This is a genomic window from Rhodopirellula sp. MGV (assembly GCF_002251265.1).
Taxonomy (GTDB): Bacteria; Planctomycetota; Planctomycetia; order Pirellulales; family Pirellulaceae; genus Stieleria; species Stieleria baltica_A.
Map to the genome: position 1 here is coordinate 1 of NZ_NPDI01000033.1, position 24,801 is coordinate 24,801.

Consider the following 24,801-nt stretch of genomic DNA (forward strand, 5'->3'; position numbering starts at 1 on the left):
ATGTGATGAAGCAGCGATTCAAACCAGCAACGCGCAAAGCACGTAAGGCTGCCGCCGGAGTCAAGCTGCAACACCCCGAATCACCGCAAGAATACAACTACCGCGTCACGCCAGAGATCGCTCAGTTATAAAATTGGCGTCCCCTGCCTGCCGCAGCCCGGTTTCGGTACGTCGTTGGAATCGGTGGAGCAGCGTGCTGTCTTCGCAAGCCTACACGCAGCTGTGCTTGAACAACATCCGTATTCAAACTCGAGACTCCATCTTCGACCGGCCTACCTTTGGGCTTCTATTCCGCAGTTACAGTGCGAAATTTACAGTGCGAAATTCGAACGAGAGAGGGCAGTCTGATCGCCGCTTCTTATGTCTCTTCGTCAGAGCCTCGTTTCTGTTTTGAGTCATTGGTGGCTATAGGGCATCGCTACAGCCGATGAAATCGTTTTGACGGAACCCCTCTTTCGGGCCGCTTTGGCGATTTGCGACACCCGGTGACCATACGTGTCAAAAGCAACGATATCTTCGCGGGCGGATTGAAAACCCCAAAGTGGAGTTCGTTGCTGGATGCAATATTTCGCGCATAGTTTGCCGGACCGGCCGCAGTCGGATTGGGAGCCGCTCATTGATCATCTCCGCAATGTCGCGATTGGTGATGAGCGTACCAACGGCGCTGGCGATAATGCGGAATTTTTCAATGCCCGTGAATTGGCACAGACACTCGGTTGGCTTCACGATGTTGGAAAGGCAAGTGTGCCGTTCCAACACCGCATTAACAATCGACAGGCCGATCCCTCTGACGAACGCGACGCGTTTTCTAGCGAATCCCAAGCGGCGATCGCATCTCGCCCCGTCGATCATTCGACTGCTGGCGCTAGGCTCGTCGAATCACAAGGAGGTGTCGGGCGATTGCTGGCCTACGCAATCGCGGGCCACCACGCCGGGATGCCTGACTGGACGACGTTGGGACGCAGTGGGCTGATGCATCGTCTGAACAAGGCAAAATGCAAGATCCCGTTGGTAGATGAAAATTTCGTAGCGGCAATAGCGGACAACATCTGTCTAAAAGCACCAAAGATTGATCCGAATCCGGCGCACGAAGACATATCGTTTTCCGTTGCAATGCTTGGGCGAATGCTGTTTTCATGTTTGGTCGATGCGGATCGACTTTGGACAGAGCGATTTTGTTCGCAAATTGATGCCGCACGTCCCAGGCAACCAATTCAAATTGACCAGTTAGCAAGTCAATTGGATCGCCATCTCAACGGGCTGAATTCCAGCGGGACAGTCAATGCGATTCGTCAGCAGGTCCTTCGTGACTGCAGGAATGCGGCGAGCCAGCGGACGGGGATGTTTAGTTTGCATGTGCCAACTGGCGGCGGGAAAACACTGGCATCGATGGCGTTTGCGATTGATCATGCAAAGAGGCACGGACTACGCCGGATCATCTATGCGATTCCGTTGACCACAATCATTGAGCAAACCGCGAATGTCTTCCGGGACGTTTTCGGAGACGAAGCCGTACTCGAGCACCATAGTGCGGTCGATCCAGATGATTTAATCAAATGCAGTCCCGTGCATCGTCTGGCAGCGGAGAATTTCGCGGCACCGCTGATCGTGACGACGAATGTGCAATTGCTGGAATCGTTGTTTTCTAACCGCCCTTCGACCTGCCGAAAACTTCATCATCTGGCCGGGTCGGTGATCGTCCTCGACGAGGTGCAAACGCTGCCGGTCAATCTGCTCAAGCCGACGTTAGCGGTGCTCACCGAACTTGTGGCGAACTACGGATGCAGCATCGTGCTTTGTAGCGCGACGCAGCCAGCCATTTTGAAACGTGACGAATTTCCGATCGGATTGAGCGATGTCTATTCGATTATCAAGTCACCAAGCCAGTTGCACCAACGATTGAAGCGAACGGAGGTGCGATTGCTGGGCGAACTTTCCAACGCCGACTTAGTTTCCCGATTGGAATCGCATCACCAAGCTCTATGTATCGTCAATACTCGGCGTCACGCGGCCGATTTGGCGGCCATGATACCGGGGGCGATTCACCTTTCCGCCAACCTTTGTGGTGCCCATCGACAATCTGTCGTGGCGACTATTCGAAAGCATTTGGCAGCTGGCGATGTTTGCCGCGTGGTCAGCACAACGGTGATGGAGGCGGGAGTCGACGTGGACTTCCCCGTCGGGTATCGCGCCGAAGCGGGACTGGATTCAATCGCGCAGGCCGCCGGACGCGTCAATCGCAACGGGCGGTTGCCAACCGCGGATGTGTTCGTATTCCAGTATGACCGCAAGGCCTATCGAAGCACCGAGATGGTCCGCGACGGAATTGCCGCGCTTCGTCAAGTTGTCGAACTTTATGCGGATGATCTTCTGAGTCCGAACGCGGTCGAGCACTACTTTCGTCTGCTGTTCTGGGACAAAGGCGGCGATCAAGGTCAAGGCTGGGACCGGGGAGTTGGCGGTGAGCCAGTGCTGGCATGTTTTGAAGGGGATCAACGACGTCGCGAGCTGGCGTTTCAATACGCAACGGCGGCCAAACGATATCGCTTGATCCAGACCGCCCAGACACCGGTCGTGGTTCCCCATGGCGAAGGCGCCAATCTGATCGACGAACTCTTGAGCGAGCCATTGGAGTCGTTGACTTCTCCCTGGCTCCGAGCATGGGACCGCAAGGCTTCGCGATACAGCGTCAACGTTTTCGAGTTCGATCAGCGAAAGCTACTCGAGAACACCGCTGTGATTGAGCAGCACGGCCGTCTGTTGCTTTGCAATCCGAACGCCTACGACGAAACACTTGGTTTGAGAACAGACGTGCTCGGCATGGGAGCCAGCATGCTGGTTTGTTAGTTTGTGAAAGAGGTATCACCATGTTTGGCTTCAAGGTCCTTGCTTCTGGACCATTGGCTTTGTTTTCCCGGCCTGAAACTCGTGTCGAACGAGATTCGTACGACTGTATCACTCCTTCGGCCGCAAGGGCTCTCTACGAGTCCGTGTACTGGAAACCGGAAATCGCTTGGCGCATTCGCCGCATTCATCTGATCAATCCGATTCGTAAGATCAGCATGCGGCGCAACGAGTTGTCCTCCAAGATTGCGGAACGAACCGCCAGCACCGCTCGAGCGAATGGCGGGCCGCTGGCGACGTTTATCGAATCGGATCGCCAACAACGTGCCGCGATGTATTTGCGTGATGTCTGCTTCGGCATTGAAGCGGACTTCGATGTCGTCAGCGGCGATGATGGTGCAGGCAAACATGCGTCGATGTTCGAACGCCGGATCAAAAAAGGTCAACGTTTCCAGTCGCCATACCTTGGGACCAGGGAATGCACTGCGGATCTGCAGCTTGTTGATGAGTTCCCCGAAAGTGCATATGCGTCAATTCCGGAACACGATTTCGGGATGATGCTCCATGACATCGACTACTCGAACAACAACACGCCCCATTTCTTTCACGCCGTGATGAAGCATGGCGTGATCGAAGTCCCCGATTTCGAACCGGTCGAGTCACAATGCAAGCAATCAAGGAGAGCGTCGTAATGAATGCCCCGGTTGCAGCTCTGCCACCACGTGGCGGAATCGTGCCCTCGCTGATTGATCTTTACCAACGTTTGGCAAGCGACGAGCAATCAAGTATCGCGCAAGTCGGCTATTCGACCGAAAAGGTGTACTACGCCATCGTGCTTCGCCCTGATGGGACGCTCGTCGATATTCGTTCGGTTCAGCAAACCAACTCGCGCGGAAAAGAAGTGCCGCGTTCGATGCTCCTGTTTGATTCAGGGGCTCGCAGCGGAACAAAAATCAAACCGAACTTTCTTTGGGACAATACCGGCTATGTGCTCGGTGCAGACGACAAAGGCAACGCCAAGCGTTCGGAAAGCCAATTCGAAGCGTTCCGAACCCTTCACCAGGACGTTGCTGAACAAGTTGACGATGATGGCTTAAAGGCTGTCGCAACGTTTCTTCACTCTTGGAAACCCGATCAGGCAACGACACTGGAAAGCTGGGATGCGATCGTTGGCAAGAACGTCGTGTTTCAGATCGAAGGTGTCGAAGGTTTTGTGCACCAATCGCGAGCGATCCGGCAATTTTGGAATGAGCGTCCCGAAGAGAAGGACAAGAAAGCGGTCGTGGCACCATCCCTGGTCGATGGGAAGACGAAAACGATCGCACGATTGCATCCAGCGATACGCGGTGTCGCCGGGGCCGGAACGACTGGCGCGGCAATTGTCAGTTTCAATCAGTCGTCGTTTGAAAGCTACGGGAAATCCCAGAGCTACAATGCACCTCTGGGAGAAGCGGAGGCATTCCAATACACGACCGCTTTGAACTACTTGTTAGCCGATTCTTCGCGTCGAGTCCAAGTCGGCGATGCGACGATGGTATTTTGGACCGATTCGAAATCCGATGAAGTCGAAGACCTTGCGAGCAGTCTCTTTGCAGAAACGCCACCTCCGAAGGATCCCGGGCCAGAGGATATCGTGCTCAAAGATCGGCTTCACAGTTTTCTCAAGGCCGCACGAGAAGGAACGAACTCCGATGCGATCGATTCGCCAAATGCAGGGTTTTATGTCCTCGGATTGTCACCCAACAAAAGTCGGTTGAGTGTCCGGTTTTGGTGGAATGATTCAGTCGCGACTTGGGCGAAACGTCTTGCCGAGCATGTCGACGACTTGTCCATTGTTGGATTGGAAAACGATCTGCGATTTTCGCGGTCGCTGGTCGCTCAAACGGTGCGTGACCCGAAGGAGTCTCCTCCAGAGCTTGCCGGAGCGATCACGCGATCGATCTTGCAAGGATTTAACTATCCCGATGAACTCTGGCGGAGCGTGGTGCGACGTTGTCGTATTGACCGTGCCGTGTCACCGATCCGTGCAGGAATTTTAAAGGCGTGCATGAATCGCTCGTTGCGTCTTCAGGCGAAAAGCGGTCTGTCCCATTCAGCAGTCATCGAAAAGTCACTCGTGGAAACGCACTCAAATCGCGCCTACCAACTCGGTCGATTGTTGGGGGTGCTCGATCTGTTGCACGTCGGGTCAACGGACAATCGGATCAAAGAGTCGGCAGTTGTGCGATCATTTTCCACGGCGATCGCTACCCCTGCATGTGTGTTGCCCCGATTAATGAAGCTGTCTCAGTTTCATCGTCGCAATCTGCCGCGTGATCCCGGAGAGGCCAAAGCCAGGAAGGTTCGTACACAGCAAACCTTCGATCGCAATGTCGCGGACATTGTGCTGCAGCTTGATCGTTTTCCAACTCACCTTTCGATGAGAGACCAAGCGTGTGCGTTGCTTGGTTTTTACCAGCAGCGACAGCGTTTTTTCCAGCGAGCAAGCGCGGACTGAACGATTCCAACGATCGACAATCCATCGTCGATTTCATGCGGCGTGGCAGCTTCAATCCGTCACGCGTGGATACGTATTTTCAAAATCTTTCCGATTGAACGACTTCGAGTTAGCTAAATGACTGACACATCTCCTTCGCTTTCCAACCGCTACGACATCGTCTATTTGTTTGATATCACCGACGGCAATCCCAATGGCGATCCTGATGCGGGAAACATGCCGCGTGTTGCCCCCGAGACAGGACAAGGACTTGTTACTGACGTTTGTTTGAAACGCAAAATCCGCAACTACATCGGACTGTTAAAAGAATGTGAACCGCCGTACGAGATCTATGTCAAAGAACGCGCGGTGTTGAACAACGAGCACAACCGGGCGTGGGAAGAGGTCGCGCCAAAAGTGAAAAAGGGCGACCGGAAAAGCACTTCCGCCGCAAAAGAGAAGGCTGAAGAATTAACCGCGTGGATGTGTAAAAACTTTTTCGATATCCGAACCTTCGGCGCCGTGATGACCACAGAAATCAACTGTGGGCAAGTCCGTGGGCCGGTTCAGATCGGGATCGCACGAAGTGTTCATCCTGTCGTTCCCCAAGAATTCGCAGTCACGCGATGTGCCGTAACCACCGAAAAAGAGGCGGCGAAACAACTGGGGGGAAACCGCACCATTGGTCGGAAATTCACGGTACCTTACGGACTCTACCGCGTGCACCTTTTCATTAATCCCCATCTCGCAGACAAGACGGGCTTCAGTGAGAACGATCTCGATCTGTTGAAACAATCGTTGTCGCAGATGTTTGAAATTGATCGAAGCGCGGCACGCGCCAACATGCGTCCCGTGCGCTGCATCGCATTCAAGCACGATTCCAAATTAGGATCCGCAAGGGCGGACGAACTATTCTCTCGCGTCACGATAACCCAGCGTGACGGTGTCCAACCGATCGGCGGATGGTCGGACGATATCGAAGGTAGCCGACCGCCACGTGGTGCGGACGACTACGACATCCAAGTCGATCAGGGCGAACTTCCTAGCGGAGTCAGTGTGGAGGAATGGGTATGAATCATCCACACAAAGGACTTGACGAATTCCACCCGTCTTCGGCGTACCATGCCGGGCGACTCTTGGCCTTGTTTCAGCTGATCCAAGATCTTGATTCGCCAAATTTGAATTCGACATTTTCGTCGCGGTACTTCTCGGCCGCGACGGATTGCCCGGCACGCGTGCTGCCAACAGTTTGCGACATCGCCCTCAAACGATTGAAACGATTGCCAGTCCGAAAGCATCGCTACGACCTTCGGGCCGCGTTGGTGCGAATTTACAGCCAAATCGACCGTTTGCCTGCTGTCTTGACCTTAAAAGGGAAAGCTGATTTTCAGCTCGGCTATTTTCATCAAGCTGGCGTCGTGATGTCGGCCCGAAGGCACACTCGTTACAAGTCAATCGACGGTACGGTGGTGCGTAGCCTGGGAGAGCGGACGATCGCTGATTTGCTTCATTCGATTGGTATTCCCTATCAGTATGAGAAGCCGATCGACGTGCCAGTCAAGTTGAGTGATCCTGATGGCGAGAGAAAGGCGGTTGAACCGGATTTTACGATCGAGAAAAACGGTTACCGACTGCTAATCGAGTACACAGGCTTGCTGGACGATGTTCGCTACAAAAACAGCTGGCGGTGGAAACTGCGTCGACTGACTCGCGGCATAAAAGGCAAAGAGTTCGACGAGTTGGACGTTGATGAAAGCGAGGTGACACCGAGTGGGGTAACAAAGATCACTTTGCTACACGTTGTCCCGGATGACTTACGAACCTCGGACCAAGTCGCTGCCCTGGGCGAGAAGGTACAGCGGTGGTCTTCCTGGGTGGAGACGCTCAATCGCTAGCACGTGATTGCGTGACTTTTGTCACTCATTGGTTTGAAATTCACGATTTGTCTTACGCACGGCTATTTGGCTGTGAATTTTCGAGTGTCGCCTTTCGTTCCGCGAAAGTAGCGTTTTCCACAACTGCTTTTGCGGGGCAGAAGGCGACAGGAAGATAATCAAATAACAAGTCAATAGACGCCCATTCACATCCGTAGTATTGATTCGTGTCAAAAGCGAAGACCTGTTCGATTTTGTATCGCAACACGAGCACCCTTCACCAAATTACCCGAGTTCCTCGTTCATTTCGATGTTTGCGGAAGATGACTTGCTGCCGATTTCTGCACTTCAACACATGGTGTTTTGCGAACGGCAGTGTGCACTGATTCATGTGGAGCGTTTGTGGGCCGAAAACAAATTGACCGTGGAAGGGCAACACCTTCATCAACGCGCCGACGAGCCGTCCCACAAGTCTCGTCCGGGGGTTCGGATCGCCCGAGCACTCCCGCTTCGGTCATTAAAGCTCGGATTGATTGGCCAAGCGGATGTTGTCGAATTCATCAAATGTGGACCAAATGATCAAGCGCCGATGGTCGTTCCAATCGAATACAAACGCGGCAAACCCAAACGCGAAGATTCCGATCGTGTTCAGTTATGCGCGCAGGCCATGTGTTTGGAGGAAATGTGTGATGTGAGTATCAAAGAAGGGGCGATCTTTTACGGTCAACGAAAACGGCGAACTGTTGTTTCGTTCGATGGGGAGTTGCGAAAAAAAACGGTGGACGTGGTTCAGCGACTCCGGCAAATGATCGAAGAACGCCGAACTCCGCCAGCGATCAAATTCGCCGGGTGTCGATCCTGCTCCCTTGTAGAGCTTTGTTTGCCAGATGCGATGGACCAGAAACGCAACGCCAAGTCTTTCTTTGACCGGCAACTTGCAATCGCCTCTGGAATCGATGGTCCGTCATGCGATGACCATGGTGATGCGTTCCGTTTTGATTCATAGGCATCGTCGAGTACTGCTGTGAAACGACATCTAAATACTTTGTTCGTGACCACCGAAGGTAGTTACCTAGCAAAAGAGGGAGCATCTGTGCTGGTGCGTCAGCAGAAGCAAACACTGCTTCGCGTGCCACTCCACAATTTGGATGGTATCGTTTGCTTCGGGAGGGTCGGATTCAGTTCGCAACTAGCTGCGGCGTGTGCGGCCAATGATGTGACACTGTCGCTGATGTCGACCTATGGCAAGTTCCACGCTTCGGTTGTTGGTTACTCACCAGGGAATGTGTTGTTGCGGCGTCAACAATACCGGGTTGCGGCTGATGTGAATCGATCGGCGTTGATCGCGAGGAACATGGTCGCCGCTAAAATTGCCAATTCGCGGCAGGTGTATCTACGGGCAGCGCGAGATTGCAATGATGATTGTCGGCGCGAACGTTTGCAGGTTGCCGCAAAAAAGCTTCTGCCCGCGATTGCGATGGTGCGTTGCTCGGAAGATTTAGATCAAATTCGCGGCTATGAAGGCGAGTCAGCCGCAAGGTATTTTGCAGCGTTCAATGAGTTGCAGAACGATCCTGAATCGGAATTTAGAATCAGTGGGCGATCACGTCGACCGCCTTTAGACCCGATGAATGCATTGTTGTCGTTTCTCTACTCGATACTGACTCACGATGCAAAATCTGCGTGTGAAGCCGCAGGCCTCGATTCCGCAGTTGGCTTTTTGCACCGTGACCGACCTGGGCGACCGGGGATGGCTCTTGATTTGATGGAGGAGTTCCGGTCGTTTTTGTGCGATCGATTGGCGTTGTCCCTTGTCAATCGTAAGCAGGTCAAGAGTGCCGGTTTTGTCAAATCAGAATCGGGCGCATATCGGATGAGTGATGCGACACGCAAGGCGGTGCTCGTTGCGTATCAGACTCGGAAGCAAGACACGATCGAACACCCGTTTCTCGGAGAAAAAACGACCGTGGGATTGCTCGTGCATCTGCAGGCTCGTCTGCTTGCGCGTCATCTACGCGGCGATCTAGACGAGTATCCGGCATTCATTTGGAGGTGATCACGGGATGTACGTTCTGGTGACCTACGACGTCAACACCTCCGATTCCGGGGGCAAACGCAGCCTGCGTCAGATTGCGAAGATCTGTCTCGATTTTGGTCAGCGTGTTCAGAATTCGGTCTTCGAATTGAAGGTCGATCCGGCACAGTGGGCGGAGTGTCGGCACAGGCTGCTTGAGCAGATTGATCCTGAGAAAGACAGTGTTCGATTTTACCAACTGGGGAACAATTGGAAGGATCGCATCGAGCACCATGGCAGCAAGCCGTCGACGGACATCGACGGGCCATTGATAATCTAATGGAAACCAGCCCCCGCGAACCTGGAGCGCGCCCGCAAGGGCAGTGACGTTCGCGAATCTTGACTTAAGCGATGCTTGAGGTGAATTCAGCAGGTGTCTGACAGGAAGCCACACAAAGAAATCGGCGTCTTCACGCAAGGTTCGCGGGAACCTAAAATAAAGCCGTTGGCAGTAAACAACTTACGTCAACGCGGTCGCGCTCTTCACGGGCGCGTGGATTGAAACAAGCAACCGTGGATTATCGTCCTGCGGCTAATTTCGAAATCTGCACCGGGGCCTGGAGTGACGCGCCCTCAATCGAATCAATTTGGGAGTCGCATGATTTTTAGACGTCGGTGACGTCGAACGTCTAGGTGCATGCAGCAGGCGGGAGCCCCGTCACGAGTTCGAACGCTACTTTAGCTTTCGACGCCCGTTTTGAATGGGCTTGACCATGACAACGTCGACGTCGTTGCTCAGCTTTTTCCCGGGCGTGGTTCGGCCGTTGTCGATCGCTTGTTGCATCATTGCGATCATCGATTCGACACGGTCCGGTTCGCTCACAAACAAGTTCTTGGTCTCGCCGGGATCGTCAGCGAGGTTGTAAAGCTGCATCGGAGGAAGCTCACTCATGTCATCGCGTCCCGGACGCGGGGTGCTCCAACCTCCGGAACCAGGGCACAAACAAAGTTTCCAAACGCCGTCGCGAATGGCGAAGTAGCCAGAGATCGATTGCGACACGATGGACTGACGTGAGACTGCGTTCGCCTTTCCCAACAACGTTGGTAAGAAAGAGACACTGTCTTCGGCCATGTCGCCCGGAATCTTTGCTCCGGTGATTTCGGCAGTCGTCGCAAAGAAGTCGAGTTGCCCGACCAAGTTCTCCGTCCGAGATCCTGGCTTGACCTTTCCGGGCCAGCGAACGATGAAAGGAACCCGATGTCCGCCGTCATAGATGTCCGCTTTGTGACCACGATAAATGTAGTTTTGGTCGTGGCCTGCGGCTTCCAACTCATTGATTTTGGCGGCCGGGGAACAACCGTTATCGGTCGTGAACACCAATAACGTTTCATTGGCGACGTCATTGCGATCCAACGCTTCCAAGATCGCCCCGACGGTCGCGTCAACTTGCATCGTGAAGTCGCCGTAATCGTTGATTCCGCTTTTGCCACGCCACTGTTCGGAAGGAACGATCGGTGTGTGCGGGGCGTTTAGGGGAAGGTACAAAAAGAACGGCTGGTCGGCTTTGCTGCTGGCGTCAATAAAACGTACCGCTTCACTTGTAAACGTCGGCAACACCTCGACCGCTTCGAAATTCGCTCCTGCAGGGCCTTTGCGGTGGAATGCCTTCTCGACCGTCGCCGTTTCGGTTGGCACACGATCGTTCACGAAAACATAGGGCGGCATGTCCAGCGATGCGCTGATTCCGAAAAAGTGATCGAAGCCGACATCGACAGGACCATCTTTGATCGCCGCTTCGTAATCAACTTGCCAACCTTTGGCATAGGCACTTGCGAAGTTTCCGCTGTCGTCTGCGTTGCCGCCGTCTTTCAAGGGCCAGTTCCAGCCGAGATGCCACTTGCCAACTGCGGCGGTGGTGTAACCTTGCTGCTTCAGCATCCCGGCAATCGTCAAACGGTCGCGGTCGATCAATGGCGGACTGAACCCACCCAAGACGCCTTTTTGCAACCGGGTCCGCCAGTGATATCGCCCCGTCAAAATGCTATAGCGAGTCGGGGTACAAACCGACGACGAGGTATGTGCATCACCGAAGATCATGCCTTCCGCCGCAATGCGATCGATATTTGGGGTAGGGATTTTCGAATCAGGATTCAGCGCACCAACGTCGCCAAAACCCTGGTCATCGGCAAGGATGAAAACAATGTTCGGACGATCCGCCGACGCGGCAGCGGTGTGTGTGACGATGGCAACGCCTGCCAGTATCGCAACAAGAAGCGGTCTGTGGCGACGGAAAAGTGATAACGGCATACGCGTCACCAGGGTGAGAGAGGAAGGTGGGCAAAGGGGAAAACAGGCCTGAATCCGATCGATTGTACCCGGACTTCCACGACAGCGTTCTACAGCAAAACGGCATTCCGTTCCTTCCCCATTTAATCGGTCGATCGCCCTTTCCGACCGAAGCCGCAGTCCGTCAACGCCGACGAATGCGGTATACCGACTCAGCTTTGATCAGCTTCAAGGCAGTGAACGAAACTCCCAAACTTCAACCGCAATACCATAAAGGTCAATGAACCACCTTATTTCCCCAGGTCTTCAAAACGTTCATAAGCTTGCTTCAACGGGTGAGCCTCTTTCCGTCCGTGGATCATCGTGGCCGTCCACTCGGATAAACGCAGTCCGAGACGACGACAGGCTTGTTGGACGCGTTCCTCGTCCGGTGCACCAGCAGAAATGGCTCCGTAGTGGGCTGAAAATTTCACACCGGAATAATCCGTTAAACCGAATACAAGAAACCCATAATTGATCAGAATGGACATCAATGCCATGCAAGTCCACTCTTGTCCGCCTCCCCAAGCGCCCGCAGAAGAGAAAACACAGCCGATCTTTCCATCCATCTGCCCCCAATTCTCGATCGGTTGTTGATCCCACCATTGCTTCATTTGCCAACTGACGCAACCATAATTTGTCGGTGACCCAAGTGCGATTCCCTCGCACCAATCAAGGTCACTCGCATCCGCACATGCCACGTTGCGATGACGAACCTCAGCGCCCTCGAGTTCTTTCGCACCGGCCGCAATCAGATCTGCCATGCGTTCTGTGTTTCCGGAGTTCGAGTGATATAAAACTAGGATTTTTGTCATGGGCGATTAGCTGGCAGGCGAGGAAGGTGATTTAACAAAAGAGCGGACGGTTGCATCTTTGTACGAAGCAAAATGCGAGGGGATCTAACACAGAAGGATCTTGGCTTGCCTGAAAGATCCCCGCTAATGCTCAGCCTCTCTTTTTCTTGGGAAGACCGCTTGGTGAAGGGGCATCGTCTTGGTCAGAAGGCGGACCAAGAATTTCCTTAAAGATCTCCTTGAGTTCATCTGCCCACACGTCGTAGGCTAGCAACTCAAGGTGCAATCCGTCGCTTGAAAATCCGGCCAAGTATCTACCACTGCTGCCAACAAGCCGTGCATTGATATCGATGAATCGACAATCCTGCTGCACGCACAGAGCCTGAAGACGTTTGTTGATGCTCTCGACTGCTGGCCTGAGAGCCTCGTTTTGATCGCGTGGAAATACGCCGGTCAAAACAATCACTGCATCGGGACAATGCTTTTTGAACTCGCAAATAATCGCTTCCACTCCCTCGACGACGTCATCAATCGTTTCCTGACTCGCTTCACCGCTCCAAGGCAAGTTGTTCGTTCCTGCCTGCAATGACACAACTTTTGGCTGCACCCCATCCAACTCGCCATTTCGCATTCGCCAGAGCATATTGTGTGTGCTATCCCCCCCCCAAGCAAAATTAGCCGCATTCCAACCGTGAAAACTCTGCTTCCAATGCTCAAGTAATTCCGGATAGTCGGTGGCGCCCCAGCGACGCGTGATCGAGTCGCCTTGAAAATAGATATCGATCTTGCCCCGCTTCACCTTTTCCACAAGTTGCTCGTGCGCGGCTCGCGACATCCAATCAGTTCGCTCTTCTGCGGCATGCACCGTCGCATTTTGGCTCAGCACATCAATCACCTTTCCATACACCGGCTTCGGCCTAAGTGACCGATCGAACAACAATGGGTAGTTTGTCCGTTGCCAAGGAAATTCGTTCAGCCAACTCTCTCCATCGTGCAAATTCCAGAATGAAACCCGTGCGATGACGTCCTGGTATTCGCAAAAGAGACGAAATAACGCGACATACTGCTCGATTTGCTGATCTTCAATGATTTGCGGCAGGCCATCTCTGTATGGATCATAGCTCTTCAGTTCTTCGCGAAATTTTCCGTCGTCCGCCCACCATTTGCCGCGTGTCACAACGTCAATATCGAGTTCCGAAACTACAACCTTGATTTCGAGCTGGCGCAGCGCTTCGAACGTCTTTCGCAATTGCCCGAGCGAATGGTCGCCCAATTCAAAATGCCCCTGCATCCCGTAGGCATTCACTGGGACACCTCGCTGCTTCAGTTCAGTCAACAATCGAACAAGCTTTTTTCGCTTCTCCGGAAAGTGGCAGTTGTAGTCATTGTAGATTAGCAGGGCATCTGGATCGCACTTTCTGGCGGCACGAAATGCTGTTTCGATGAAATCGATTCCGGTGGTCCTGCTGTACACAGAGTCACGCAAGAAACTGCCGCTTTCATCAGAGATTGCCTCATTGACCACATCCCACATCGTCGCCACCTCACCGTATCGATGCACGACGGTTTCGACATGATTGTCGATACGATTGAGCAACACCTCCTTTGATACGGGCCGCCCATCTTCTCCCCGCTTCATCCATTCATCGGTTCGGTCGTCTTTGGCCCAAACAAGGCAATGTCCAACAACCTCTAACCCCTTGCTTCTAGAAAACTCAACGAAGCGATCAGAAGCCGCAAAGTTCCATACATTTTCCGCTGGGTGAATGCTCTGCGGTTTCATACAGTTTTCCGGCGTCAGTATCTGAAACTGGCTCTCGATCAACGTAGCACATCTTGGGTCACGGAGAACCGACTCACCAACTCCGACGCCAATTCGAAAACGGCTACCAACGGCAGACTTCAGAGACCGAGTGTTCCCATCTGGCCGGCGCTCACCCGCCGATAAGAAACCTGGCTCCTGAGCGAACGAGAAACCGACTTGGCTGACAAGACAGACAAAGACAGAAAATGCTGTCGGCAGAGTAGTGTGCATCAGATGAATTCGCTTGGGTCAACAAGAGTCACGACAAGACAGCGAACCCCGAAGGCCGTGGCACGTCCGCTCAACGGCCAAGCATTTCACCGCGTGAAATTCCTCAGCCGCTCGGCATTCTACATGCGGTCACGAGCCAAGCGTACCCCGAGATGCATCTGGCTCGCAGGGTACAATTGAACATGATCATCACCGGAGCGGTGCCGCAAAGAAGGCTAAGCACATTTGCTTGTTGACATTACCTCCTAAAATCCCCAACGGCTTACGGGGCTCCAAAGCCCTGAAAAAACGGATTACGGGGACACGAATTCCCTAGCGGAGCGGCCATCAAAAGCTCATCGGGTGAATTTTCCTTACTGTCATCGCCCTCGCGCTGACAATCAGTGAAAGCGGCGAAACGGCCGTATTTAATGGGCTTTATGCGTGCACGCACGACTACGGTGAGTCCCCGCGCCCTACAGCATGTGAAATAACTCTGGCCGATTGCGCAATTCTTCATGGAATCTAGAACGCGAACGCCTATAAAGGACGACTCGCTACGCAGCAATTTTCTGCTACGCGGCCCGTAGCCGCAGTGTCCTGCACCTATGCATCTCTCACTCGGCATCAACGACGACGAACGTTGGTCGTCCTATCAATCACCAAATTCATCCAATGCTCAAGTCTCTCACTTTGCTTGTTTCTTTCCTGACTTTCATGCAAGCCGGCCTTGTTTCCTGCGCCGTCGCTCAGGATTTGCCAGGTGCGAAATTGAAAGGCGAAAGGGTCTTCTATGCGTCACATAGTTTGATGTGGTACGTCCCGGAACAACTAGCAGAGCTAGCCTCGGCGCAGGACATCGAAGACCATCGGCTAATCGGCCTGCAGAGACTCGGTGCATCAAGGACACTGCAACACTGGCAGCAGCCGGAAGACATGAACGAAGCGAAAAAGGCTTTAAGACAAGGTAATGTCGATGCCTTTGTGATGTCTCCTATCCAATTCCCCGACGAAGGAATTGAATCATTCGTAAAGCTAGGGTTGAAACACAATCCGCAGATGAGATTCCTCATTCAGCTTTCCTGGGGTGGCGGAGATATTGACAATCAAGATTTCCCGAAGGGTGCCTGGGACACTCCCGATCGCAACAAGACACCCGAGCAGCTTGCACAGATGAACGCTCGCAACATTCGCGCGGGTGAAGCGCAAGTCGATGCATTGAACGACACCTATGGAAACGGGGAGAAGATTGCCTTTCTCATTCCGACTTCTCAAGCGGCTTCCGAGCTACGATCACGCATTTACCGAAACGAACTGCCGGGATTAACGGATCAAGATGAGCTGTTTGTCGACCCAGCCCACCCCTCGGCTCCACTGGAAGCGCTGAACACCTACCTGCATTTTGCGATTCTGTACCATCAGAGCCCGGTTGGCCTTCCAGCAATCAACAAGCTCAACCGGGCGGATCGACCACAGTGGGATGCGCAGTTCGTCCGAACGCTCCAGGAAATTGCATGGGAGTTCGCGCAAGACTATTCGCGGGCAGGGCTGAACGGAGCGAACGAGACAAAGCCCCCAAGTCTATCCGACTCCCCAAATCCCAATGAATATCCAGATCTCGAGTTCGTGTATGCCGCTGATATTCAAGTCGGCGAAGCACTTGATTTTGGTCAGGTCTCCGCTGGCAGCCGCAGCGTTATTCCGATCACCGGTGGAACGTTCCAAGGTCCTGACATTCGGGGCGAAGTGATCCCCGGCGGCGTCGATTGGAACCTCTCCCGCAGTGATGGCACCACGGAAGCAGATGCGACCTACTTCCTGCGAACAGACGATGGCGTTTTGATCCGAGTTTCTAATTTCGGCGTCGGCGCACCGCCGTCGGGTTTACGCTTTACGACGCCTCGATTCGTCGCCCCTCAGGGCAAATACGAATGGTTAAATCAGTCGAATTTCATTGGCTCCTTGGACATCGACTGGACGCGAAAGCACCCGATTCGGCTTCGCACATTTCGCGTACGATCGAAAGTTTCGCCGTAACTATTCATTTCAGCTATCGCCCTGAACCCTACTCCCTCTTCCTCTCCTTTAGACGCCTGACAAGCAAGGTCGAATCAATGAAAAGATTTCTAGCATTGTCTGCATTGTGTCTGCTCCAGGTTGTTCAAGCTTGGACGCAAGACAACCCCAATACTGAACGACCTCGTCGCCAACGTGGAGGATTCGGTGGACGAATCGAACTCGGTCCGGACGACAGGCAAACCCACCCGGACCCTCCGGATGACATCGTCAATCTACGTGATGTACCGCTCGGCAAACTGGAAATGATCGAGTACGAATCGAAAACAGTTGGCACAACACGAAAAATGAATGTCTACACACCACCGGGGTACTCCGACAGCAAGAAGTATCCGGTCCTGTATCTCTTGCATGGGATCGGTGGTGACGAGACCGAATGGCAACGGTTCGCGACTCCCGATGTGCTGCTGAACAACTTAATTGCCGACGACAAAGCGGTACCTATGATCGTCGTAATGCCCAACGGGCGCGCCCAGAAGAACGATCGCGCCGAGGGAAACGTGATGGCAAGCGCGGGAGCGTTTGCGGTATTCGAAAACGATTTGCTGAAGGACGTCATTCCGGCGATCGAGTCAAAATACTCCGTCGCAGCGGACCGCCAGCATCGAGCGATCGCCGGGCTATCCATGGGCGGTGGCCAATCGCTGAACTTTGGACTTAGTCACCTCGATACGTTTGCCTGGGTCGGCGGTCTCTCGTCGGCACCAAATACGAAAGCCCCAAAAGAACTCATCCCGGATCCCGAAAACGCGAAAGAGCAACTTGAGCTGCTCTACTTGTCTTGTGGAAACAAAGACGGCTTGATCGGAATTAGCCAACGAGTGCAGCGATACCTCAAAGAGAACGAAATCCCCCACATCTGGAACGTCGACTCTTACGGACACGACCCGACTCACTGGCGAAACAATCTGTACCACTTTGCTCAATTGGTATTTCAGACCACATCGACAGATCACACCCCAGAGGAGAACCAGCCGACAGCGCCGAGCGACCAACCTTCGGTAAACGAAGAACACGCCGGCGATAGCAATGAACCGGAAGGGATAAAGGACGATTTCAAGCCATCCCCGACCAACCAGGACGGAAAGGAAAATCCGCAGGTCAATTCACAAGGTCGAATCAAGTTTCGGATCGTCGCGCCGGAAGCGAAGAGCGTGGCAACGACATTTCGCGACAGCACCGAGTTCGTAAAAGGTGAAGATGGGGCGTGGATCGGATACTCACGACCTCTTGACGAAGGCTTCCATTACTATGAGTTGATCATTGATGGTGCCCACGTTCCGGATCCCGACAGCAAATACTATTTCGGAGCAATGCGTTGGGGGAGCGGGATCGAAATTCCTGCCCATGACCGTGATTTCTACGCACTGAAAAACGTTCCTCACGGCCAAGTTCGCGAGATCTACTTTCATTCGGAGAGCACGGATTCCGAGCGACGAGCTTTCGTTTACACACCACCGGGCTACGACAGCAATCAAGACAAACGCTACCCAGTCCTGTATTTACAGCACGGCTGGGGCGAAAATGAATACGGCTGGAGCGTCCAAGGCCACGCGGGTCTGATCATGGACAATCTGATCGCGGAAGGGAAGGCAAAGCCCTTCATCATCGTGATGACCTATGGCATGACCAACGAAGTTCGCATGGGCGGGCTTCGCAACTTTGACATCAGCGATTTTGAAACGGTCCTGGTTGATGAACTCGTTCCACATATCGATCAAAACTTCCGCACCCTGACCGATCAACCCAATCGTGCCATGGCAGGACTGTCGATGGGTAGCATGGAAACGAAGTCAATCACGCTACGCAATCTTGACAAGTTTTCACACATCGGCCTTTTTAGTGGAGCCACGATTGGAAAGGAAGATGTCGAGAATACGGATGGGTTCAAAGACAAAGTTGAACTCGTATTCGTTAGCTACGGAAGCAAAGAGGTTGGAGGAGGGCGAACTCGTCGGGGAGGCAACCCGGCCGACTCCGTGAAGCAATTAAAAGAGATGGGAATCGAGGCCCACTACTACCTGTCTCCCGAAACTGCCCACGAATGGCAAACTTGGCGACGCAGCTTGAAGGAATTCGCCCCTCTGTTGTTTCAACCGGAGGACAACCTGTTGGGCAACTGGAAGGTTGACTTTGATACTCAAATCGGCGTCCAAAGTTATGCAATGACATTTGGCGAGGAAAGCGGCGAACTCTCCGCGACGGCGAAAGCAGAGGTCGATGGTCGGTCGCGCGACGTCACCTTTGAGCAGGTCAAACGGACAGGCGATATTATCTCGTTCGTCGAAAACCTAGATTTTGGTGGAAACGAAATTCGTATCGAATACGAGGGGAAGATAGACGGCGACACAATCCTGTTTTCGCGAAAGGTAGGCGACTTCGCAACGGAAAAGGCAACAGCGAAGAAGTCGAAATCGGTTGACGACCTGGTGTCCGAAAACGCAAAGGAATCAATGCAGCGTGGGGCGGACGCCCAGCGACAACAGGCCGTCGCAATGGCCGACTCGGTCGACCCAAACTTCCACATTTATCTCAGCTTCGGACAATCCAACATGGATAGCGGCGGGCGGATGAATGACGCTGATCGCGACGTGCCAGAGCGTCTGCTGGTGCTAGCCGATTTTGACAATGACCAGAGGGGCTGGCAGAAAGGTAGCTGGTACCACGCCATCCCACCGCTGGCCGCTCGCGGACGAGGCATTTGCATGGTCGACTCCTTCGGCAAAGCAATGGCTAATTCGCTTCCAGAAGACATCCGCGTCGGACTTATCAAGGTTTGTGTGCCCGGATGCAAGATCGAACTGTATCAGAAGGAATCGTTTCAGTCTTATCTCGACGGCGAGAGAGACTGGTTGAAGAACATCGTCAAAACCTACGAGGGAAGTCCTTATCAGTACCTTGTCGACATGGCTAGAGAGGCGAAGAAGCACGGCGTCATCAAAGGAATTCTTCTCCATCAGGGCGAATCAAACACCGGGGACAAAGAGTGGCCCGAGAAAGTCAAGTCCGTCTATGACGACTTGATGAGGGACCTCGACTTAGATCCAAACGAGGTGCCACTGCTGGCCGGAGAGATGGTGCATGCTGATCAGGGTGGACGATGTGCAAGCCACAACGCGATCGTCGCGACGTTACCGGACGTCATCGCGGGTGCTCGGGTGATATCCTCAGCAGGTTTGCCAACCGACGACAAACTGCATTTTAATCCGGATGGATCTCGCGAGTTTGGTAAGAGATACGCTGCTGAGATGCTCTCATTTTTGGCATCAGAGAACCTAGTTGCCGAATAAGCCATTTCGGTGATTGATCATTGTAACTTCTAAAACCACATCGGATATCGCCTCATGTCATTCCAATCGATCGCTTGCTTCTGGTGTATCGCGTTGTCCGCCACGTTCACGCTTGGCCAAGAAAAGGCTTCGCCAAAGCAAAGCTCTGAAGGTTTGGCAGGCACGTGGCATTGCCAATTCGATTCACCCTTCGGATTGCAGACTTACCACCTCCACGTTGCGATCAATGAAGCCGGCAATGCAACCGCACACGCGGAAGTAGAGACTCGCGACGAAGAGCGGAAAGTCGAGTTCGTCAATGTAGAAGTAGACAACGATTCTCTCAGCTTTGCGGAGATCCGTCAGTTCGGCGACCGAGAGTTTCGCATCGAGTTCAGCGGCGAACGCAAAGGAAAGGATCTCGCGATAACGAGGTCGTTTGGAGAACGGGGCGGGCAAGAGTCGCTTGCCACGCGAGAGCTTCCCAAGCCACCACCAAAGGAAGATCCTGCTCCGGAGGTCGAAGTCAAAATCGATCGACTCATCAAAGACGCGTATGAAGAATCATTCTTGATCGGCATGGCCGGTGACCTTCCTTCGCGTTATTCAGAGGAGGAGCTGAGACTAGCCGCCGAGCATTTTGCCGCGATCACTCCCGAAAACTGCATGAAGCCCGAGCGAGTTCACCCAGCCGAAGATCGTTGGGATTTTGAGCGGACCGACGCTTTGGTGCAGTGGGCCGAAAAGAATGACATGACCATCCACGGCCACACCTTGGTTTGGCATGCACAGACGCCCAACTGGTTCTTCGAGGGGCGTGATCCGGAGACGGTCAAGCGGCGAATGAAACAACATATTGAAACGCTTGCGGCACGATACAAAGGGAAGCTGCAGAGTTGGGATGTGGTCAATGAAGCCATCAACGATGGTGGGAACTCTGAAACCGCGAAGACGGAAAATCTACGCAACTCGAATTGGTTGCAAACGCTCGGCCCCGAGTTTCTCACTTTGGCATTCAAGTTCGCTCGACAGGCAGATCCCGATGCTGTGCTCTACTACAACGACTACAACATCGAATCGGGCCCCAAGCATGCAAGTTCGATGGTGCTGCTTGAACGACTGCTTGCCGAGGGTGCTCCCATCGATGCCGTCGGCATCCAAGGGCATTGGCGAAGCGGTCGGGTTCCTTTCGAAGACATCGAAAAGGCGATCACCGACTATGCATCGCTCGGACTGAAAGTCAGTATCACGGAACTCGACGTCACAATCCGAGGTGAGTCCGGCGGGCAATTCGGACGAAGACGCTTCCGAAGTTCTACACCTCCTTCGCTTAACGACTTGAACGCACAAGCCGATGACTACGCCCGCTTGTTTGCGATCTTCAAAAAGCACGAAGATGTCATCGAACGAATTACTTTCTGGGGGCTTAACGATCGAAGAACCTGGAGGTGGGGGCAACATCCTCTTCTTTTTGACGACAACAATCACATTAAGCCAGCGTATGCCAGCATTGTGGCGGTGGCAGATAGCGATGATGATGCCAAGAGAGCTCCCGAACCGCCAAAGAACCTTAAAATTGAAGACGGTGGTCAGGGTGATTATTCAGCGATCGTAACTGACGCACCAACCCTTGCGGAAATGACGATTTATCGCCCAAAGGATTTGTCTGTTTTTGCTGGCGAAAAGAAATTGCCGGTACTTCTATGGGGAAATGGAGCGTGTGCCAACACGACGGAGGAACACAAGAACTTTCTCAACGAGATTGCATCACACGGATTCATTATTCTAGGCATTGGACCGCTGGATCAATTGCAACAGCGAGACGAGACATCTCGTCAGCGGACAAATTCTTCTCAATTGGTTGCTGCCTTGGACTGGATCATCGCACAGGACACCGATGAAAACAGCATCTACTACAGAAAGATTGATACGACCAAAGTCGCCGCGATGGGAATGTCGTGTGGTGGACTGCAAGCCATCGAAATTTCGGACGATCCTCGAGTCACAACGACGGTTGTTTGCAACAGTGGCGTATTACCCTCTCGCTCACCGATGGCTGCGATGCCGAGCCTGACTAAGGAAGACCTCAAGAAGTTTCACGGTCCCGTCCTGTACATTATGGGCGGACCTTCCGACATCGCCTACAACAACGCGATGGACGATTTCTCCCGAGTCGACCATGTGCCCATCGTGATGACCAACTTAGACGTCGGGCACGGAGGAACCTACCGTCGGCCGCACGGCGGCGAATATTCCTCCGTGGCCCTCGCTTGGCTCAACTGGCAGCTCAAAGACGATAAGGCATCCGCCAAGATGTTCCTTGGCAACGATAGTCAATTGAAACGCGATCCGGATTGGACGATCGACATGAAGAACCTGGAACAGTAGCCCGCATCGATCTAAGTGCTCGACCATCTGTGCCGTTCGCCTATGTTTTTATGATGAGATTCACACTAAAAAACCACGACTTCATTATTCGCGATCTGTTACCTGAGGATGTCGACGAATATTTGAAATTCTTCAATTCGCTAAGCGAAAAATCTATTCGTTGTCGATTTGGACACTTATTAGCGAAGTTGACTCAGGACGCTGCAGTGCAACGAGCCACCACTGATGCTGACGAACGGGCACTTGCGATCTTTGATGGCCAGCAAAGTTCCATCGCTGCAATTGGGCGATGTTACTTTGACCCTCAGGCACATACTGCAGAAATCGCGATGGTCGTGGCCGAATCGCACCGCCGAATGGGATTAGGACGCTTTATCCTCGACCGACTCATTCGGGTTGCCAGTGATAAAGACAGCAGGTCAGTCCATGCGTTCATCGCTACGGAAAACGCCCCCGTTAAACACCTTTTGCGGTCCGCTGGATTTATTGCGCAATCCGGAACTGATAGTAGTGACGTGGAGTTCGTCCTGCATTCGATCGCGAAGTACAAAACCGAACAATGCGTTGCTGGAAGAGATTAGATTCTTCGATTGCCGTCCTTGATCCGACGTTGACAATCCCTCGAATAAACCATTTGGTACTGGAGTCATCTGTGAAAAATCGATTTACAAGATTCGTAGACTTTCGGTTGTTTAGAGACGTCAAGACAACGTTGTATTGTGTGTCGTTATCATCAGCGTGCTTTCTCTCGATACCTGCCCCAGCAATCGCCCAGGAAGCGGCAAGTCCAAACACACCGAAGCAAAGCACTCCGAGAGATGCCATGACATCGATCGAAACCCCCGCACAGCCCAACGCCATCGAGTTGGGAACTGGTCCATTGCCCGACGCCGAAACACCAGAGTCCTGGCACAGTCACTACGGTAGCAAGTTCGCGCGCAATGTCACCGTAGCCACCTTGACTCCCTTCCTACCTGACCCTGGTAATGCGAGCGGCGCTGCTGTGATCGTTGCACCGGGGGGCGGTTTCAGGACATTGTCAATGGAAAATGAAGGTTGGCAGGTCGCCGAGGCGTTTGCCGCCAAAGGTGTAGCGGCTTTTGTGCTCAAGTATCGTCTTAATCAGACTGCGGCCGATCTCAATGAGTTCGCAAATCCCACTAGACCCCGGCCCAGGGGTGGGCCGCGTTCGGGGCGTCCCACACCGGCGGAGATGGCCGCTCGTATTGCACCGCAGGTTGCCGACGCGAACGCCGCTTTCGCGCTGATCTGCGAGAATTCCGAGAAATGGCACGTGGATCCAGACCGCATTGGAATGATTGGATTCTCCGCAGGCGCGATGCTCACCATGACAACAACGCTGAGCGGAGGGGAAAGCGAGCCCGCATTCATCGCCAGCATCTATGGCGGACTGAATGCGGTTGAAGTTCCCACCAACGCACCGCCCCTATTCGTTGCGATTGCAGCCGACGACCCACTTTTCCCCGTTGGCTTTGGTCTCATTGAGAGCTGGCGTAAAGCAAATCGTCCTGTTGAGTTGCATTACTACGAACAGGGTGGGCACGGCTTTGGCATGTACCAGAAATCCACTACCAGCACTGGCTGGTTCGATGCCTATGTGCGTTGGCTCGGAATGCATGGTTATCTGAAGCCGGGTATCCGTGGCCAAACTTCGAAGGCGAAGTTAGATGACGTATGAGACAACTACGACCGCGAGAAGATCCTGTTTGCCCAAGTACGGGCAAACAGAATTCTCCTAAATCCAGACGGTCATGCTGAACTGACTGCCGTTTGAACATTGTTGGGATCAAGCAGCTCGTCATCGGGCTGCGCTTCCTTCGCCCAGACGTTCATATCGTTGGTTATCGCATCACCACGGATGGTGCTGAAGGAAACGTCGGCTGCATCACGTCCAGTCCCGATACGTACGAAGCCACCGACCGGCGCGAGCCGAGTCGCATCGAATAAGAACCATCGTCCGTCGAGATAGGCTTCAAAGAATCCGTGAAAGTCGGGCGGGTTTAAGTTCACCGCGTAGCCGGATACGTATCGAGCCGGAATACCCATCGCGCGACAGAGGCTGATCGCAACGTGGGCGAAGTCTCGACAGACACCCTGTTTTTGCCGCAGAACATCACAGGCAGTTGTCGTCGGGCCGGTGCTGCCGGGCGTGTACGCGAGCTCATCGTATGTCCAGTTGCAAATCGCAGTCACGCGCGAGTAGCCCGGTGAAAGATCGCCGAATTGCTGCATCGCAAAACCAAGCAGCTCGTCGGACTCGCAGTACCGGCTCGGGTTGAGATAAGTCAGTACATCGGCGGGCAATCGTTCGTATGGCACTTCGCCAAGGTCAGTCGCGTCAGCCTGCTCAGCATTCAGATTGACCATCGCATCGTACTTGATAGTTAATCGACCAACCGGGACTGATAAACGAACCAGACGATTGCCCAGCATGCCAACCCCGCATTCTTCGATTCTGTGAAACGGCTCAACCTCCAAAGATTCGCTCACAATTTGCTGATACTCGTTCCGTGCGACGGAAACGTTAAATAGGAAGGTCGTAGGCGACTTTACATCGTAAGTGATGCAACTTCCGACACAGCAGTTCCCGGCCTGTTGAAAAACACCGTGTTTTGCCGACTTGGCTTTTGCTAGCGGTTCGCCAGAATCTCCTTGGCCTGTTGCGTCTCGCTTCGTGACCGAAACATCCTATGATAGTGCCTGAC

The 24,801-nt window shown here is 53.3% G+C and carries 17 protein-coding genes; 13 read left to right on the forward strand and 4 right to left on the reverse strand.

The genetic code is table 11. From position 1 onward, the window contains the following. The first annotated feature begins 558 nt into the window (after positions 1 to 558). The 8 genes from CGZ80_RS11150 (at position 559) to cas2 (ending at position 9,548) form a co-directional block, all read left to right on the forward strand. The gene (locus CGZ80_RS11150) at positions 559 to 2,847 is read left to right on the forward strand and encodes a CRISPR-associated helicase/endonuclease Cas3 (RefSeq protein WP_094414328.1); all 2,289 of its coding nucleotides are present in this window, start codon (positions 559 to 561) and stop codon (positions 2,845 to 2,847) included. Between the two features lie 20 nt (positions 2,848 to 2,867). After that, positions 2,868 to 3,536, forward strand: coding sequence for a type I-C CRISPR-associated protein Cas5c (gene cas5c, locus CGZ80_RS11155; protein WP_094414330.1), 669 nt, complete (start codon positions 2,868 to 2,870; stop codon positions 3,534 to 3,536). Beyond that, positions 3,536 to 5,341: a type I-C CRISPR-associated protein Cas8c/Csd1 gene (gene cas8c / locus CGZ80_RS11160; protein ID WP_158222656.1), complete on the forward strand. Its 1,806-nt coding sequence runs from the start codon at positions 3,536 to 3,538 to the stop codon at positions 5,339 to 5,341. The genes cas5c and cas8c overlap by 1 nt, the downstream gene beginning before the upstream one ends. Before the next feature lie 117 nt (positions 5,342 to 5,458). Further along, on the forward strand, positions 5,459 to 6,394 hold the full coding sequence (cas7c, locus tag CGZ80_RS11165; RefSeq protein ID WP_094414334.1) for a type I-C CRISPR-associated protein Cas7/Csd2: 936 nt from the start codon (positions 5,459 to 5,461) through the stop codon (positions 6,392 to 6,394). Next, positions 6,391 to 7,215: a type I-C CRISPR-associated protein Cas8c/Csd1 gene (locus CGZ80_RS11170; RefSeq protein WP_158222657.1), complete on the forward strand. Its 825-nt coding sequence runs from the start codon at positions 6,391 to 6,393 to the stop codon at positions 7,213 to 7,215. Before cas7c ends, CGZ80_RS11170 begins: the two co-directional genes overlap by 4 nt. A gap of 289 nt (positions 7,216 to 7,504) precedes the next feature. Beyond that, positions 7,505 to 8,200 (forward strand): CRISPR-associated protein Cas4, encoded by a 696-nt coding sequence (cas4, locus tag CGZ80_RS11175; RefSeq protein ID WP_094414360.1) that lies wholly within the window; start codon positions 7,505 to 7,507, stop codon positions 8,198 to 8,200. Positions 8,201 to 8,218: 18 nt separating this feature from the next. Beyond that, a complete protein-coding gene (gene cas1c / locus CGZ80_RS11180) occupies positions 8,219 to 9,250 on the forward strand; it encodes a type I-C CRISPR-associated endonuclease Cas1c (protein WP_094414339.1) in 1,032 nt (343 codons plus the stop codon). Positions 9,251 to 9,257: 7 nt separating this feature from the next. Then, entirely contained in the window at positions 9,258 to 9,548 is a 291-nt protein-coding gene (gene cas2, locus CGZ80_RS11185; protein WP_094414341.1) for a CRISPR-associated endonuclease Cas2, read from the forward strand. Positions 9,549 to 9,941: 393 nt separating this feature from the next. On the opposite strand, the gene CGZ80_RS11190 is transcribed toward cas2, so the two are convergent. From CGZ80_RS11190 to CGZ80_RS11205, 3 genes are all read right to left on the reverse strand, one after another. Then, the gene (locus tag CGZ80_RS11190; protein ID WP_094414343.1) at positions 9,942 to 11,516 is read right to left on the reverse strand and encodes a sulfatase family protein; all 1,575 of its coding nucleotides are present in this window, start codon (positions 11,514 to 11,516) and stop codon (positions 9,942 to 9,944) included. 269 nt (positions 11,517 to 11,785) lie between these two features. Further along, positions 11,786 to 12,349, reverse strand: a complete 564-nt coding sequence (locus CGZ80_RS11200) for a flavodoxin family protein (protein ID WP_094414347.1) — start codon at positions 12,347 to 12,349, stop codon at positions 11,786 to 11,788. A gap of 130 nt (positions 12,350 to 12,479) precedes the next feature. Next, on the reverse strand, positions 12,480 to 14,363 hold the full coding sequence (locus tag CGZ80_RS11205) for an endo-1,4-beta-xylanase (protein ID WP_094414349.1): 1,884 nt from the start codon (positions 14,361 to 14,363) through the stop codon (positions 12,480 to 12,482). Positions 14,364 to 15,059: 696 nt separating this feature from the next. Between CGZ80_RS11205 and CGZ80_RS11210 the strand changes: the two genes are divergently transcribed. The 5 genes from CGZ80_RS11210 (at position 15,060) to CGZ80_RS11230 (ending at position 23,774) form a co-directional block, all read left to right on the forward strand. After that, entirely contained in the window at positions 15,060 to 16,379 is a 1,320-nt protein-coding gene (locus CGZ80_RS11210; protein ID WP_233148365.1) for a DUF3237 domain-containing protein, read from the forward strand. A gap of 77 nt (positions 16,380 to 16,456) precedes the next feature. After that, positions 16,457 to 19,708 carry an alpha/beta hydrolase-fold protein gene (locus tag CGZ80_RS11215; protein WP_094414352.1) on the forward strand — a complete coding sequence of 1,084 codons (3,252 nt, stop codon included), beginning with the start codon at positions 16,457 to 16,459 and terminating at the stop codon, positions 19,706 to 19,708. 54 nt (positions 19,709 to 19,762) lie between these two features. Beyond that, positions 19,763 to 22,075: an endo-1,4-beta-xylanase gene (locus CGZ80_RS11220; protein ID WP_094414354.1), complete on the forward strand. Its 2,313-nt coding sequence runs from the start codon at positions 19,763 to 19,765 to the stop codon at positions 22,073 to 22,075. Then, positions 22,042 to 22,656, forward strand: coding sequence for a GNAT family N-acetyltransferase (locus CGZ80_RS11225; protein WP_143543870.1), 615 nt, complete (start codon positions 22,042 to 22,044; stop codon positions 22,654 to 22,656). Before CGZ80_RS11220 ends, CGZ80_RS11225 begins: the two co-directional genes overlap by 34 nt. Positions 22,657 to 22,898: 242 nt before the next feature. Further along, positions 22,899 to 23,774 carry an alpha/beta hydrolase gene (locus tag CGZ80_RS11230; protein ID WP_198953671.1) on the forward strand — a complete coding sequence of 292 codons (876 nt, stop codon included), beginning with the start codon at positions 22,899 to 22,901 and terminating at the stop codon, positions 23,772 to 23,774. Positions 23,775 to 23,845: 71 nt separating this feature from the next. Here the strand turns inward: CGZ80_RS11230 and CGZ80_RS11235 are convergent, their stop codons facing one another. Continuing rightward, the gene (locus CGZ80_RS11235) at positions 23,846 to 24,661 is read right to left on the reverse strand and encodes a transglutaminase-like domain-containing protein (RefSeq protein WP_094414358.1); all 816 of its coding nucleotides are present in this window, start codon (positions 24,659 to 24,661) and stop codon (positions 23,846 to 23,848) included. Between the last annotated feature and the right edge of the window lie 140 nt (positions 24,662 to 24,801).

What these genes read in the sequence shown, in the direction of transcription:
- CGZ80_RS11150 (WP_094414328.1), top strand. Translation starts at nt 559, where the DNA reads ATGCAATATTTCGCGCATAGTTTGCCGGACCGGCCGCAGTCGGATTGG.
- cas5c (WP_094414330.1), top strand. Translation starts at nt 2,868, where the DNA reads ATGTTTGGCTTCAAGGTCCTTGCTTCTGGACCATTGGCTTTGTTTTCC.
- cas8c (WP_158222656.1), top strand. Translation starts at nt 3,536, where the DNA reads ATGAATGCCCCGGTTGCAGCTCTGCCACCACGTGGCGGAATCGTGCCC.
- cas7c (WP_094414334.1), top strand. Translation starts at nt 5,459, where the DNA reads ATGACTGACACATCTCCTTCGCTTTCCAACCGCTACGACATCGTCTAT.
- CGZ80_RS11170 (WP_158222657.1), top strand. Translation starts at nt 6,391, where the DNA reads ATGAATCATCCACACAAAGGACTTGACGAATTCCACCCGTCTTCGGCG.
- cas4 (WP_094414360.1), top strand. Translation starts at nt 7,505, where the DNA reads ATGTTTGCGGAAGATGACTTGCTGCCGATTTCTGCACTTCAACACATG.
- cas2 (WP_094414341.1), top strand. Translation starts at nt 9,258, where the DNA reads ATGTACGTTCTGGTGACCTACGACGTCAACACCTCCGATTCCGGGGGC.
- CGZ80_RS11190 (WP_094414343.1), bottom strand. Translation starts at nt 11,516, where the DNA reads ATGCCGTTATCACTTTTCCGTCGCCACAGACCGCTTCTTGTTGCGATA.
- CGZ80_RS11200 (WP_094414347.1), bottom strand. Translation starts at nt 12,349, where the DNA reads ATGACAAAAATCCTAGTTTTATATCACTCGAACTCCGGAAACACAGAA.
- CGZ80_RS11205 (WP_094414349.1), bottom strand. Translation starts at nt 14,363, where the DNA reads ATGCACACTACTCTGCCGACAGCATTTTCTGTCTTTGTCTGTCTTGTC.
- CGZ80_RS11210 (WP_233148365.1), top strand. Translation starts at nt 15,060, where the DNA reads ATGCAAGCCGGCCTTGTTTCCTGCGCCGTCGCTCAGGATTTGCCAGGT.
- CGZ80_RS11215 (WP_094414352.1), top strand. Translation starts at nt 16,457, where the DNA reads ATGAAAAGATTTCTAGCATTGTCTGCATTGTGTCTGCTCCAGGTTGTT.
- CGZ80_RS11220 (WP_094414354.1), top strand. Translation starts at nt 19,763, where the DNA reads ATGTCATTCCAATCGATCGCTTGCTTCTGGTGTATCGCGTTGTCCGCC.
- CGZ80_RS11230 (WP_198953671.1), top strand. Translation starts at nt 22,899, where the DNA reads ATGACATCGATCGAAACCCCCGCACAGCCCAACGCCATCGAGTTGGGA.